At 59.9% G+C, this 14,265-nt stretch carries 10 protein-coding genes; 4 read left to right on the top strand and 6 right to left on the bottom strand.

Annotation, left to right across the window (positions count from 1 at the left end; translation table 11 throughout):
• The first annotated feature begins 7 nt into the window (after nt 1-7).
• Nucleotides 8-1,033 (top strand): aldo/keto reductase, encoded by a 1,026-nt coding sequence (locus D1Y84_RS13070; RefSeq protein WP_233581394.1) that lies wholly within the window; start codon nt 8-10, stop codon nt 1,031-1,033.
• 264 nt (nt 1,034-1,297) lie between these two features.
• The gene (locus D1Y84_RS13075; RefSeq protein ID WP_124849092.1) at nt 1,298-3,196 is read left to right on the top strand and encodes a glycoside hydrolase family 2 protein; all 1,899 of its coding nucleotides are present in this window, start codon (nt 1,298-1,300) and stop codon (nt 3,194-3,196) included.
• A 12-nt stretch (nt 3,197-3,208) separates the two neighbouring features.
• Here D1Y84_RS13075 and D1Y84_RS13080 read toward each other — a convergent pair whose 3' ends face one another.
• From D1Y84_RS13080 to D1Y84_RS17975, 4 genes are all read right to left on the bottom strand, one after another.
• Nucleotides 3,209-4,522, bottom strand: coding sequence for a glycoside hydrolase (locus D1Y84_RS13080; protein ID WP_124849093.1), 1,314 nt, complete (start codon nt 4,520-4,522; stop codon nt 3,209-3,211).
• Nucleotides 4,523-4,526: 4 nt separating this feature from the next.
• On the bottom strand, nt 4,527-5,729 hold the full coding sequence (gene glf, locus D1Y84_RS18190; RefSeq protein WP_199726408.1) for a UDP-galactopyranose mutase: 1,203 nt from the start codon (nt 5,727-5,729) through the stop codon (nt 4,527-4,529).
• Between the two features lie 24 nt (nt 5,730-5,753).
• Nucleotides 5,754-6,956 carry a glycosyltransferase family 1 protein gene (locus tag D1Y84_RS18195; RefSeq protein ID WP_233581395.1) on the bottom strand — a complete coding sequence of 401 codons (1,203 nt, stop codon included), beginning with the start codon at nt 6,954-6,956 and terminating at the stop codon, nt 5,754-5,756.
• 618 nt (nt 6,957-7,574) lie between these two features.
• On the bottom strand, nt 7,575-8,084 hold the full coding sequence (locus D1Y84_RS17975; RefSeq protein ID WP_158615469.1) for a ferritin-like domain-containing protein: 510 nt from the start codon (nt 8,082-8,084) through the stop codon (nt 7,575-7,577).
• Nucleotides 8,085-8,643: 559 nt separating this feature from the next.
• Here D1Y84_RS17975 and D1Y84_RS13095 point away from each other — a divergent pair.
• Nucleotides 8,644-10,707, top strand: a complete 2,064-nt coding sequence (locus tag D1Y84_RS13095) for a PP2C family protein-serine/threonine phosphatase (RefSeq protein WP_158615470.1) — start codon at nt 8,644-8,646, stop codon at nt 10,705-10,707.
• 94 nt (nt 10,708-10,801) lie between these two features.
• Nucleotides 10,802-11,500 carry a class I SAM-dependent methyltransferase gene (locus D1Y84_RS13100; protein WP_233581396.1) on the top strand — a complete coding sequence of 233 codons (699 nt, stop codon included), beginning with the start codon at nt 10,802-10,804 and terminating at the stop codon, nt 11,498-11,500.
• 33 nt (nt 11,501-11,533) lie between these two features.
• Here D1Y84_RS13100 and D1Y84_RS13105 read toward each other — a convergent pair whose 3' ends face one another.
• Nucleotides 11,534-12,820 carry a nucleoside permease gene (locus tag D1Y84_RS13105; RefSeq protein WP_124849097.1) on the bottom strand — a complete coding sequence of 429 codons (1,287 nt, stop codon included), beginning with the start codon at nt 12,818-12,820 and terminating at the stop codon, nt 11,534-11,536.
• 34 nt (nt 12,821-12,854) lie between these two features.
• Nucleotides 12,855-14,201: an MFS transporter gene (locus D1Y84_RS13110; protein ID WP_124849098.1), complete on the bottom strand. Its 1,347-nt coding sequence runs from the start codon at nt 14,199-14,201 to the stop codon at nt 12,855-12,857.
• Between the last annotated feature and the right edge of the window lie 64 nt (nt 14,202-14,265).

Raw genomic sequence — 14,265 nt, forward strand, 5'->3', positions numbered from 1 at the left:
GGACTTCTTGAAATCTGTTGCGGCGACCGGAGTGGCCGTTACGCATCTACCCGCGACTGCACAGGCGATTCCCAAGGGCAGTGACCCCTCGAGGCGCGCACACTCCGCGGACATGATCTATCGCCAGCTTGGAACCACCGGCGAACTCGTTTCTGCCATCGGGATGGGCGGGTACCACCTCGGCAAGCAGGACGATCCCGCAGAAAGCATCCGTCTCGTGCACGCGGGGATCGAACGCGGCATCAGTTTCTTCGACAACTGCTGGGACTACAACGACGGCATCTCCGAGGTGCGCGTGGGACAGGCTCTCAGGAACGGCTTCCGCGAGAAGGTCTTCCTGATGACCAAGATCGATGGCCGGACCCGGGAGGAGTACAACAAGCAACTGGAGCAATCGCTCGGACGCCTGCAGACGGACATGATCGACCTTGTGCAGTTTCACGAGGTCATTCGCATGGAGGATCCTGACCGGATCTTTGCCAAGGGCGGTGCGATCGAAGCGGCAGTGGCTGCGCGCGAGGCTGGAAAGATCCGCTACATCGGCTTCACCGGGCACAAGGATCCCGCGGTGCATCTGCGCATGCTTGAGGTGGCGAAGAAGAACAACTTCCACTTCGACACAGTGCAGATGCCGATCAACGTGATGGACGCGCACTTCCGCTCGTTTACCCGCCAGGTGATGCCGGTAGCCATCGAGCAGGGCATTGGCGTGCTCGCCATGAAGACCTTTGGTGACCACTTCATCCTTGATAGCAAGACCGTACAGCCGATCGAAGCGCTGCACTATGGATTGACGCAGCCTGTCTCCGTCCTCATCACCGGCATCGACAGTATGGCGATCCTGGAGCAGGCGGCAGAAGCGGCGCGCACGTTCAAGCCAATGACGCAGGATGCCATGGCAGCGCTGCTTGCACGCACCGAGATGGCGGCTGCCGAGGGCAAGTACGAGCTCTTCAAGACCTCCAGTCACTTTGATGGAACGGCACAGAATCCCAAGTGGCTTGGGCAGGACCTCACGGGCAAGGCGGGGTAGACGCAACCACGGTGTCGCAGTAGGCATTCTTTTCAGCGCTGAGGCTGATCCGCTGTAAGGATGAGCACTTCACGAAATACACTGCGGGATGAGCTCTGCCAAGGTACGCGCGTCGAAGTGCGGAAGGCGCTCTCAAGCGGAAGCGGCTTGTTGTGTGCTTTCAGCCAGCAAGCAATGGCTGAACTACAGCAAGATAAGTTCTCTGCGCATTGTAAGTACAGCGCAGCTACAGCAACATGCAATTCTGTTCCCCCAAGGAGCTTCATGGACAGTCGCCTCCAGGTACCTGCAGTTGACCATCACAGTAGCGGTCCCCATCCTCGCCCCTTAATGCAGCGAGACAGCTGGCAGTCACTGAACGGAGAGTGGGATTTCTATGATGGTCGCGCCGCAGCCATTGCCCTGCCAGCGCATGCTCACTGGGATCGCAAGATACAGGTGCCATTCAGCCCCGAGACCGAGGCAAGCGGCATAGCCGACACCGGTTTCTACAAGGCCGTGTGGTATCGCCGCAGCTGGGAGCAAAAGCCAGTGAGCAGCCACGAACGGGTGCTGTTGCACTTCGAGGCAGTGGATTGGCGAGCGACCGTATGGGTGAACGGACAGGCAGTCTGTACTCACGAGGGGGGATACACTCCCTTTCTGGCGGACATCACGCATGCGTTGTTGGATCAACCCTTGCAGGAAGTAGTGGTATGCGCGGAAGATGACCCCGCAGACTTGGCGAAGCCTCGCGGGAAGCAGGACTGGCGCGAGGAGCCACACTCGATCTGGTACCCGCGCACCACGGGCATATGGCAAACCGTGTGGCTTGAGACGGTAAGCTCTACGCGTATCGGCACATTGCAGTGGTCTTCCAATCTGGAACGCTGGGAGATCTGCCTGGAATCGATGATCTTCGAAGATGGAGCAGCAGAAAAGGCTGACGAGTCGGACGACTCGGGCGCTCCTCTTTGCCCGTTGCGGCTGTCGGTACGCCTCACCCTCGCCGGGGAACTGGTCGCCGAAGATAGCTACGTGGTGGTCGCCGGTGAAGTGCATCGGCGCATCGCTCTTTCCGATCCAGGCATCGATGACTTCCGCAATACACTGCTTTGGTCGCCAGCCTCACCTACACTGCTGGACGCGGAAGTGGAACTGCGCGACGCGCGTGGTCGCTTGTTGGATGCCGTTCATAGCTATGCTTCACTGCGCTCGGTCGCGATCCAGGGAGATCGCTTCATCCTGAACGGGCGACCATTGCTGCTGCGACTTGTGCTGGACCAAGGCTACTGGATAGATACCGGCCTCACTGCTCCGGATGATGAAGCCCTCCGCAGGGATATCGAACTGGTGAAGCAGATGGGATTCAACGGCGTCCGCAAGCACCAGAAAATCGAGAGTGCCCGCTTCCTCTACTGGGCCGATCGCATGGGACTGCTGGTCTGGGAGGAGATGCCCAGCGCTTACCGGTATACGAACAAATCAATCCATCGGCTTACGCGAGAATGGCTCGCGGTCATCGAGCGCGATCGAAGTCATCCTTGCATTGTGGCGTGGGTTCCGTTTAACGAGAGCTGGGGCGTTCCCAATCTGCCAGAGAGCCCGGCTCAGCGGCACTACGTGCAATCGCTTTACCACATGACCAAGGCGCTCGATCCCAGCCGACCTGTTATCGGCAATGATGGATGGGAGAACGTAGCGACTGACATCATCGGGATCCACGACTACGATGACAATCCGGAACGCATCGGCCTTCGCTACGGGATCAACGACGTGGAGTCGAGGCTGCTGCAGCGCGAGCGGCCTGGTGGTCGCATCCTTACCCTGGGTGGCGAAACCTCTGCATGCAAGCAGCCCATTGTGCTGACGGAATTCGGAGGCATCGCCTTCGGTGGAGAGCCGGATGAGAGTTGGGGATACTCACGTTCACGGACGCACCAGCAGCTGCTGGATCGCTACCAGGCCCTGCTGGAATGTGTGCGAAGCCTGCCGGCCCTTGCGGGCTTCTGCTACACGCAACTCACCGATACATACCAGGAGGTCAACGGGCTTCTGTATGCAGACCGCACGCCCAAGCTTCCACTCGAGGCTGTTGCTCAGGCTACCAGTGGGATGAAGCCTGACCACGATCCGGCACTGGACATGCGGTGGCGTGATCACCTTATGCAGCAGGACTACTGAACGAGTGGAGCGCTACGCAACAGCCTCGGCCTCAGCGTCATACTGGAGCCGTCCCGGCATATGCCACCATCCTGGTTGCGATTGGCTGCCGCTGCGTGGCGGCAGTTCTCCGGACGCGCACTGGCGAATGAACTCGGCCAGTGCACTCGGTTGAGGCGAACCGCTACGTATGTCGAAGGCGCCCGCCTCGTAGTGACCATTCGCCCTCGTGACCAGCGCATCCCAGTAGTAGGACCCGAGCAGGGCCCAGAAAGTGATGGCTTCGCACGCGACGCCGGCCTTCCTTACCTGCTGCGCTGCCTGCCATGCTCCCTGCGACCAGCGAATCTGTTCTTCCACCCGGTCGCCGAGATGCACTTCCGTGATCGCAACCGGAACGTTGTAACGGCTGGCCGCTTCCATCAGGATGGCCTCATACCCCTGGATACCTTCGGCGCGTGCCCGCACCGCTTCCACATCGGCAAAGTTGCCTTCGGCCGATCTGCAGTGATCTGGATACATCTCCAACCGGTGGTCCAGGAAGCGGTCACTGGTGACGTAGTAGTTGATGCCTGCGACCTGCGGAGGGCACGGGTGATCGCGGAACCAGAGAATCTCGTGCTCGCTGATGCCATTGACCCGCAGGTAAGAGAACAACGGGTGCAGGGTATCGACCGTACCGCAGAGCAGGTCGAACGGGAGCCACCGCCGCTGGTTCATCAACTCGGCAGTGCTGGCAAGCGGCGCCGTCGACCATATACGGCCCAAATCTTCTGTCTGGATCAATTCCGCGTCCGATCGTACCGCACGGATGGCCTGCATGCTCAGCACGACAGCCTTGGTCTGGCAGATCAGCGCTCGCAGGTAGCCGGATGTAGACTGCAGATGCGGATACCACAAGCCGTATAGGCAAGAGAACCGAGCAGTGGTATTCGGTTCGTTGACCGGCGTGTATGCCGACATCCATGGATAGCGGGCGGCCACTTTTCCGGCGTAGCTGGCAAGCTTCTCCGGAAACTCGGGATCAAGAAAGCTGGTGCCCGGCGGCCCGCTGCCATGATGAAGCAGGCCGGCGATCGGGCGCATGCCGAGTGCGCGTACGCAGTCGAGATACCCGTCCATCTCCTGCAGACTCGCCTCGCTTTCGTATCGATCCCAGAGCACACCGCAACGAAGGGAACGGATACCGAGCTCTGCAAACAATGCGAGGTCCTGCTCGCGCCCGCGATGCCCGGACAACGCCGCTTGATCAAAGTAATGATCGCCGACCCGGTTCAACGTGTACTCTGCACCGCCCCATACTTCCAGGGGCTTGAGGGTCGGTGTACCTGCCAGCGCGCTCGGCACCCCGCTAGGCCGCTCTGCCCGCGCCCGGAGGCGACGGCAGATCGCTCTCCGCGATCGCTGATTCGGTCCCAACCGAGGTCACATTGCGCGACATCGCGAAGGACCCTACCTCGTCAAACCGATCCTGAATCTTGGCAAACAACGCGAGTGCCTGCGCGACGACCTGGTCCATGTTGTAGTACTTGTAGGTCGCCAGCCTTCCGGCGAAGTGCACGTTTGGGAGTGCCTCGGCGAGTGCTTTGTACTGCGCGTACATGTGCGCATTTTGTGGTTGAGGCACTGGATAGTACGGATCCCCTTCGCTGGTCGGGTATTCATACACGATGCTGGTTTTATTGTGTTCCTGGCCGGTGAGGTACTTGAACTCCGTAACCCGGGTGTAGGCATGCTCATTCGGATAGTTCACGACGGCCGCCGGCTGAAAGGTTTTGCAGTCGTGTGTCTGGTGTTCGAAGCGCAATGACCGGTAGGGAAGACGGCCGTAACAATAATCAAAATACTCGTCGATAGGGCCGGTGAAGATGAGGGTTCGGAATGAGATCTCTTCCTGGATGTCGGAGTAGTTAGTGTTGAGCATTACGTGGATGTTTGGGTGATCCAGCATGCGCTCAAACATGCGCGTGTAGCCGTGCAGGGGCATTGACTGATACTGATCTGTGAAGTAACGATCATCCCGATTGCTGCGGATCGGCACACGTGCTGTGACTGAGGCGTCCAACTCGGACGGGTCGAGGCCCCATTGCTTTCTCGTGTAGTTGCGAAAGAACTTGGTGTAAAGTTCCCGGCCCACGCGGCTGACCACGACATCTTCCGAGGTCACGATTGCCCCGCGTGGCTCGGCGACCGACGCAAGAAATGCCTCGACGTCATTGCACGTGAGGTTCATGCCGTAGAGCTGGTTCAGCGTGTCTACGTTGATAGGCATCGGCACAAGCTTTCCGTCGACACTTGCCTGCACGCGGTGCTCGTAGGGCCGCCACGCGGTGAACCTGGAGAGATAGTCGAACACCTTTGCTGCGTTGGTATGGAAGATATGGGGTCCGTACTTGTGAACCAGGAGGCCATCCTCGTTGTAGTAGTCGTAAGCATTGCCAGCGATATGCGGACGCTTCTCAAGGATAAGAACGCGAGCATCCAGCTGTGTAGCAAGCCGCTCAGCGAGAACGCTCCCGGCAAATCCCGCCCCTACTATTGCGAAGTCAAACATCGGCCAGCCTCCTGTTGTAATTTCTTAGTTGTTCTTTGCTGCTATGTTCGAGACTTCATTCCACATCTCGGCGAACGTGCGATCCCATGAAGTGTGGCTTAGGAAATCATCCACGTCTGACAGCCAGCCTTCGCGTGGCCGGTCGAGTGCATGCTGGATCGCGGTGCAGAACTCTTCTGCCGTGCCCGCGATGTGCGATAGCCCCAGTCTTCCGTATGGCTCCACCACATCGCGGATCGGGGTGGAGATGACGGGCTTTCCCGCTGCAAGATACTCGGGCGTTTTGGTGGGGCTGATAAAACGCGTCGAGGCATTCTGCGCGAAGGGCAACATGGCGACGTCCCAGTGTGCCAGATACGTGGGTAACTCTTTGTATGATTTCTGGCCGAGGTAGTGAATGTTGGACGCCTGTGGCAAAGAGTCGTGTCGTATTTTGACAACCGGCCCGATCAGAACGAAATGCCACGCGCTGTTGCAAGCGGCGATGCTTTGCAGCAACTCGCAATCAAGCCTTTCATCGAGCACACCGAAGAACCCGATGCGAGGATGAGGGATCTCCTGTTGATCCACGGCATCCGCAAGGTCGGAGCGGGCCGCTGCAAAATGTGGAACGTCCACACTGCTGGGGAACAGGTGTACGTTGCGATGGCGGTTGCGCTTCTCATCGAACAGGCTCCTGCCACCCGTGAACACCACATCCGCAGCCTTGAAAAGTCGTTCCTCCTGCTCAAGCAGTTGTGGAGGAGCCCCTTGAAACGCGGCGAGCTGGTCCATGCAGTCATACACCCGAACGCGGGCTTGCAGATGGTCGGTGAAAAGCAGCGCCATCGGCGTGTAGTACCAGAGGATGAGGTGCTCTGTTGAGCGGCTGCTCAGCCAGGCATCCAGCAGCGCTCTCTGCGCGTCCATCTGTTGTGCTGCACTGTAGCTCGATGGCAGGAGGGGCGTGATCACCTCCACACCGTCGGCGGGGCATTCGCGGCGCAACGAGGCTTCGCCTTCATCCACCAGGATGGGTTCTTCTACGTAAAAAATGTCGGCGTGAGCAGCTGCTCGACTCAGAAGATGTTGCGGACGTTGATATACGAAGTTCCAGCGTAGATGGGAAAAGCAAAGAATTGTGGGACGAATCTTTGTGCGACCTTCCATACTCTTTCTAAGTCTCTCTGGCTTCTTGACGGTACACAGCCTCGGGTGTTGGATGCAAGGTTTCATGCAACAAGCCACCTTGATCTAACAAAATGAATACGAATTACACAAAGCGGAACTCAGTCGAGCATGTCCCTGCTGAGTTCTGCCTTGGAATAGTGCTGATAAAGATGCTGCGCAAGCCTGAATACGTGATACAGAGAAGCCTCGCCGCGGTGCTTACACGATGCACGTTACTGTACAGCGGAGACTGGCAGCCTGACACGCAATGCCGCCTTGGCGACGCGCTGGTAACAAAAGCCTAGAGCGTTATCTATGCCGTGCGGGTCGATAAGTGGCGCAGCTGTTACGAGTAAGAGCGCCCGTGCACACCTTGCACGTGGTCGGGATTCGAACATGTAACCCATGTCTTCGCGGCACAGCTTCATGGAGCGTTTGGAAGCTGCTGAAGGGGCACTTTCGGCTCACCCACCCGAAGATGACCAGGTTGAGTATCGAATCAACAGCGTTGAAGAGATCGCAAGTCGAGCGGCCTTTAGGCTGTCAGGATTCTCAGGGGGAGCGATCACGCCAGGCAGCGGAGTCTTGCCTTCCTGCGAGAAGTTGACAGTAGGAGTGGAAGCATTCCTGATGCACCATCAGGAAACAATCTCCGTAAAGGAGGGCGTCGCTTTGATGGCGACGCCCTTGATTCTGCTAGGCAACTACAGCTTCGGAATTCGTCCGCTGCGCAATCTTGTTCAGCAACTCGTTGGAGTGCTTCTCTTCTTCCAGGGTCTTCTGGAGGGCTGCCGCATGCTCAGTCAGGCCGAGCGTTGTGGCCCATGCCGTGGCCGCACCATACGATGCGATCTCGTAATGCTCGATCTTCTGGGCGGTTGCAAGCAGGCCAGCGTCACGTACCGGGCCCTCGCTTGATTCCCGCGTAATATTAACGCCCGACCCGATCAGGGCCGTAATGATTGGATCCTTCAGGTCATCCGCATCGCCATTGAGGTCTGCAATCAGGCGCTCAAGCCGTTCTGCCTGCACTTGGGTCTCCTGCTTGTGGGACTGAAACGCCTGCTTCAATTGCTCGTCCTGCGCATGCTTGATCATGCTCTCAAGCCCCGCAACAGTCTGGTTCTCGGTCGATAGCAGATAGCGAAGCTGTCCGGTGTAGAGCGCTCGCAAATTGTCGTAATCGTTCGGTGTAATCAAGCCCATGTGAAACCTCGGGGAAGCGATATTAGTTGCACTGAATAGGACGTGTTGGAAACCGCTGCTGTTGGCTCGACGCAGAGGCGAGCATTGATGGCATGCTGCGTACGTTTCGATGTTGCGCGACAAGGAACAGGATGGGTCAGTGCACAATCCGCAGAAATCCAGAACCGATGCACGATCGCCTTCCTGGGGGTCCTGTGAAAAGCAAAGCGCATCGTCCAAGGTCCGACCTGGCTGCGATCCCGCAACTTTCGCTTCAGAGCACACTGGTTTGCTGTGCCGCATGTGCACCGGCGAGATGTCCCGCGCGGCGGCGGCGTGCGCCGGGAGCCGCTGCATCCTGCAAATGTGCTCGGCAGCAGGAGGCGCAGGACTTTGCGGCATGGGCGAGCCCACCCCTGCTGTACACTCACCGCTGACTGGGTGCTTGCAGCCTTGCAGGCAGTGAGGGATGTTCACGATGTGGAATCGGCTGGGGCGATTCGAGAGCGCTCTGTTTGAGCGACTGCACCGTCCGCGACTCGTAGGCCGGGTAGAGCGAGGTAGCTTCTGGCTGTTGCTTTTGGCAGCCATCCTGTTCGCGGGCAGCCTGTTGCCCGGTGCGTTCGGCGGCTTCTGCTCCGGTCTGGAGCAGCTTTCCCTTGTGCTGCTCGTGATCCTGTTCGCCATCCTTGGCTATCGCTGGCTGGTACATCGACTCCTGTGGACCGTGCGAAACCGGTTGATTGTGACGTGCCTGCTGATGGGCCTCGCCCCGGTGGTGATGTTCGGAACGCTGGCCGCCATAGCCGCCTACTTGTTCTCCGGCCAGTTTGCGACCAGCCTGGCCATCGTCGCGCTTGACCAGAGCCTGGTACGGGTCAGAAACACAGGCGATGCCTTTGCGGTACCGATCACGCATACTCTCAAGCAGAATCCGCAGGCACATGCCATTACCATTCCGCTGTTTGAAGAATCCTCACTTTCCGTCGCCGAGCAGAAGGGCTTCGCCCTGAGCGCCTGGTGCAACGGCCATCCCTTGCTGCTGCGCACCGAGGAGGCGGGCGCTAACCTGCGGCAGCAGAAGCAACAGCAGGCCTGGTTTAATGCACCACTCGGACACAGCGCCCTGCCTGCATGGCTGCATGCAGGGTTCAAAGGCGTGGTCAAGGATGACGATCGGCTTTTTCTCCGCACCGTGACAGAAATGGAGGCGGACGGAAATGACGTCATAGTCGTGGCAAGCCTGCCGGTCGATCAGTCGACGCTGAACGACGTGGCGACCGGCTTGGGAACCGTGAAGGTTTCGCCTAGCTTCAATACGCAGATAGACGAGCCGGAGCCGTCGCGTTCCGCGCAGCGGCCGGCGGCACATGCAAAGTCAGAAATGAGCTTCAACAGCCTGCAGGGCGGCACGCTGGTGCCGGCATCACGCTTTTTTGACACCCGCGTCTTTTTCACCGCTCCCACGCACTTTGTGAACTGGCGCGATGGCGCGCAGGTTCCAGCGCTGATCGGCGTCATCTCGCGGCCCACTCTGCTCTATCAGCGACTCTTCGCCAGCTCTGTGCGGCTCGGCGTGATTGTGCGCGATGCACTGATTGGCATCGCGCTCTTCTTCCTGCTGATGGAGATGCTGGCTTTTCTGATGGCTGTGCGCCTGAGTCGCTCCATCACCAGTTCCATCGCTGGACTCTACGGCGCCACGATGCAGATCGATCGCGGCAATCTTGCGCACCGCATCCACGTGGAACGCCGTGACCAGCTTGCCGCGCTTTCTACCTCGTTCAACACTATGGCCGGCTCTATCGAACACCTGCTTGGCCAACAGCGTGAAAAAGAGCGCATCCAAAGCGAACTTGCGATTGCGCAGGAGGTACAGAACAACCTGTTTCCGCATGCGCCCATCGCGTTGCACGGTTTTGAGGTGCATGGCGTGTGCAAACCCGCACGCAGTGTCAGTGGGGACTACTACGACTTCATCGTGGGCGAAGAAGGTGTGTTGTGCCTTGCACTGGGCGACATCAGCGGCAAGGGAATCTCGGCCGCGCTTCTGATGGCCTCGCTGCATTCGGCGGTGCGTGCGTACCGCTTCGCCGGCGAAACCCTGGACGACACGCTGCAGCCGTGCGAGGACGCGGTCCCCGACCCGCAAGCCGCCTCTGACTCCGCATCTACCTTTGCGTCGCCGGGCAAACTGCTGGCCCTGCTGAACCGGCATCTGTACTCGAGCACCCAGCCGGAGAAGTACGCGACGCTTTTCGTTGCGGTGTATGACAGCAGCACGCGAAGGCTGGTGTACTCGAATGGGGGGCAGCTGCCACCGCTGGTGCTCTGCGCCGATGGTTCGGTGAAACGGCTGGACTGCGGCGGCTCTGTGGTTGGGCTGCTTGACGGCATGAGTTACGAAGAAGCCACCATCACGCTCGACCCAGGAGACCTGCTCGTGGCTTACTCCGATGGAGTCACTGAGCCGGAAAACGAGTTCGGTGAGTTCGGCGAGGATCGCCTGCTGGCCATCATTCGGCAGCACCAGAATCAGCCACTGGGCACGATCTCCAGCCAGACCATGCGGGCGCTGCACAGTTGGATTGGTACGGCAGAGCAGCCAGATGACATCACCCTGGTGCTGGCGCGGCAACTCTGACACACCAGCCTGCCTTGCCATCTCGTCGAATGCGCCCGCGCTCAATGCTTAGACAGCATAGACCCGGATGGCGCATTCTGGAGACATGTCAGGCATGCTTGCACGTTTCCACAGACGCCGCCAAACTGTCGCAACCTCGACCTTGTTGCTGTTCGCTGCGCTCACAGCAGGTGCTTGCGCAGCCAGGCTGCACGCACAAAGTGCAGAGCCCCCGGGGCACGCGACCAGCACCCCTTACTCCGGCGATCTGTCTATCTTTGAGTACAAGGACCGCGACCAGAAGCTACAGATCCAACATGTCTTTGACCTGCTTGGCATGCATCCCGGTACGTCCATTGCCGACATCGGCGCGGGTTCCGGGTGGCTCACGGTACGTGCTGCAGCGCGTGTCGCGCCCGGCGGCACTGTCTTTGCTGAAGACATCAACCCGGTAGCCATTCACGCGATCACCGACAGGGCTTCCCGCGAAAAGCTCCCGAACATCACGGCTGTGCTTGGCGCAGCAGACGACCCGATGCTGCCCCCGAAAAGCGTGGACGTGGTCGTGATGCTCAAGGTCTATCACGAGATCGCGCACACGGAGTTGCTGCTGCAGCATCTCAAGCCTGCGCTGCGGCCCGGCGCGCGCATCGGCATCATTGACCGCAATGGCGACGGCAGCGACCACGGCCTCAACGAGGACATTGTTGTGAAGGAGATGCGCGCAGCCGGTTTTCACCGCGTCGGCCGCTACGATTTCACCAAGGCGGATGGCCAGGATTACTTCCTGATCTTCAAGCAGGACGGGCAGTAGCGGCGCGCTGCTCGCACCGCCCGGCGACGCCGCTCACGCAAGCGTTGCGGGTGCGTCGGCAGAGGCCTCTGCAATCGTGGTGGCCACGCCTGTTTCGGTGGCGCGATCATGGAAGGTTGCCCAGAACAGCGCCAGCACCGTCGCCGAGCAGCCTGCGGCGACCAGCCAGATGCTGCGCCACGCATGCACGCCGCCCGACATTGCATAGTGATCGACTACGGCTCCCGACAGGTACGAGCCGATCAGCATTCCGGCTCCGTAGGTAATCTGCGTCATCAGGCCCTGGGCTGCTGTGCGCACCACGAGCGGCGCCTTGCGGTCGATGTAAATCTGCCCGGTCACAAAGAAAAAGTCATAGCAGATGCCGTGCAGCAGGATGCCGATCCACAACAGGCTCATCCCGCTGCCGTTGTTTCCAAACGCAAACAGCACGTATCGAAGTGCCCACGCTGCCATACCGCTCAGCAGCATGCCCTTGACGCCGAATCGGCGAAAGAACCAGGGGATGAGCAGCATGCAGCCAAGCTCGGAAAACTGCCCGCCTGTCATTTTGCCGGCGGCATTGTGCACGCCTGCTTCATGCAGGAAGAGGTTGGTGAACGCGTAATAAAACTGCAGGGGAATGCAGATCAGCAGGGAGGCCGCGGTGAACACCACGAACGAGCGGTCGCGGAACAATGCGAGCACCTCGGGCGCAAACATCCGGCGCAGGCCCGCTTCGCCGGTGCCGAGTGGCGGGGTGTGGGGCAGCGTCAGGCAGTACACGGCCATGACAATCGAGGCGCCGGCAGCGATGCGCAAAGGAGCCGCCGTCGCTTCCAGCGCCAGCCTGCCTACCAGCAGTCCTGCCACGATCCAGCCAACGGTGCCGAAGACACGGAGCGGGGCGAACTCCACGCCGGGGTCACGCATCTGCCGAAAGGCCAGCGTGTTGGTCAGCGCGAGGGTCGGCATGTAGCAACAGGCATACAGCAGCACCAGGGCATACACCGGCATAAAGCCGTGCGCGGCGGAGGCGAACCACAGGAGCACGGCGCCTAACAAGTGCAACACTGCGAGCAATCTTTCCGTGGCAAACAGGCGGTCTGCCAGGCTGCCGGCAATCAGCGGCGCCACCAGCGCACCGATCGCCGTGGAACCAGCTACCAGCGCGATCTCGGTACCGGAAAAATGAAGCGTGGAGCCCAACCAGGTACCGACCGTGACATACCACGCGCCCCAGATGAAGTACTCCCCAAACAGCATGGCGGCAAGGCGAATCCTGATGTTGGTGGAACGGGCTGGAGGGGAGAAGACGCGTGACCCGGAAGCAGAATGCATGGCACCCCATTCTGCTTGGCTCCGGGCGCTACCGTCAAAGCGTTTTGGCTGTAGGGCCTGCCTGGCTCGTGCCTGAGCCGTTGCGAAGACAGATTGCCGCGGCTGCTGCGACCAGCGCCACGCCCGCTACGGTGAACAAGCCGCTGGTGTAGTTGTGCGAGCGATCGCTGAGATGGCCCACCGTGACCTGGCCCAGGAAAGCCCCAAAGCCTCCAAGGCAGGTGATGATGGCGATGCCTCCGGCTGCGGCGGTGCCTTCGAGCATGCTGGTGAGCCAGGTCCAGAAAGGCCCCTGCAGGCTGAACACCCCGATCGTCGCAAGGGAAAACGCAACCAGGACCTCTGCCAGCGAGTGCGCCCGCGTGGCCATGGCGAACCCGAACGCGGAGCACAGGAGGCACAGCGCCACATGGAAGCGGCGATCGTTGGAGCGATCAGAACTCCAGCCGACGACCACCATGGCAAGTGCGGTGACGAGGTAGGGCAGCACCGCCCAGCGATCCATCGCGGCGCCGCTCAGGTGGCTCACGCCACGCATGCTGTTCAGGAAAAGCGGAAGCCAGAGGTTGATCACATACACGCAGACCTGGTCGCCGAAAAACACGATCGCCAGCAGGTACAGGGCAGGCAGCTTCAAGGCGTCCATGAAGTTGTGGTGCTTGTTCGAGCCGAGCTGCTTGCGATCCTGCTGTACCTCGTTCTCAAGCCATTCCCGCTCCGGTGGCGACAACCACTTGGCTTCGGAAGGATGGTCGTTCAACAGGAACAGGACCGAGATGCCGAACAGCATCGTTGGAATCCCTTCCGCGATGAAGAGCCACTGCCAGCCGCGAAGGCCACCGACCCCGGTCAAGCCAAGCAGGGTGCTCGAGATTGGACCGCCCACCACGCCTGCGATTGCCGTGGCGGTCATGAAGCGGGCAACGGCCTTGGCACGCTGGCGCGAAGGAAACCAGTAGGTGAGATAGAGAATCATCCCCGGAAAGAAGCCTGCCTCGCTGAGGCCGAGCATGAAGCGCAGCGCATAGAACGACGTGGGGGAATGCACCAGCGACATACAGGCCGCAACGATGCCCCACGTGATCATGATGCGCGCCATCCACTTGCGGGGACCGACACGCGCAAGGATCAGGTTGCTGGGGATGTCGAACAAGGCAGATCCCAGAAAAAACACACCCGCGCCTGTGCCATATACCGTGTCGCTGAGGTGCAGATCCGCTTTCATCTGGATCGCGGCGTAGCCGACGTTCACGCGATCCAGGTAAGCCAGGATATAAAGAAGAAACATGTACGGGATCAGCCGCAGGGAAATCTTGCGGTAGAGGGCGCTGCCATTGATCTCTTGGATCGCATGCGGCTGCGAATCGGTGCCAGTGTGCATGTCAACACTGTACCTGCTCAGGTACAGCCGCTCGGGTCCCGCTGTGCGTCGTGTCGTAGCGGTC

The sequence above is a fragment of the Acidipila sp. EB88 genome, assembly GCF_003858395.1.
Taxonomy (GTDB): domain Bacteria; phylum Acidobacteriota; class Terriglobia; order Terriglobales; family Acidobacteriaceae; genus EB88.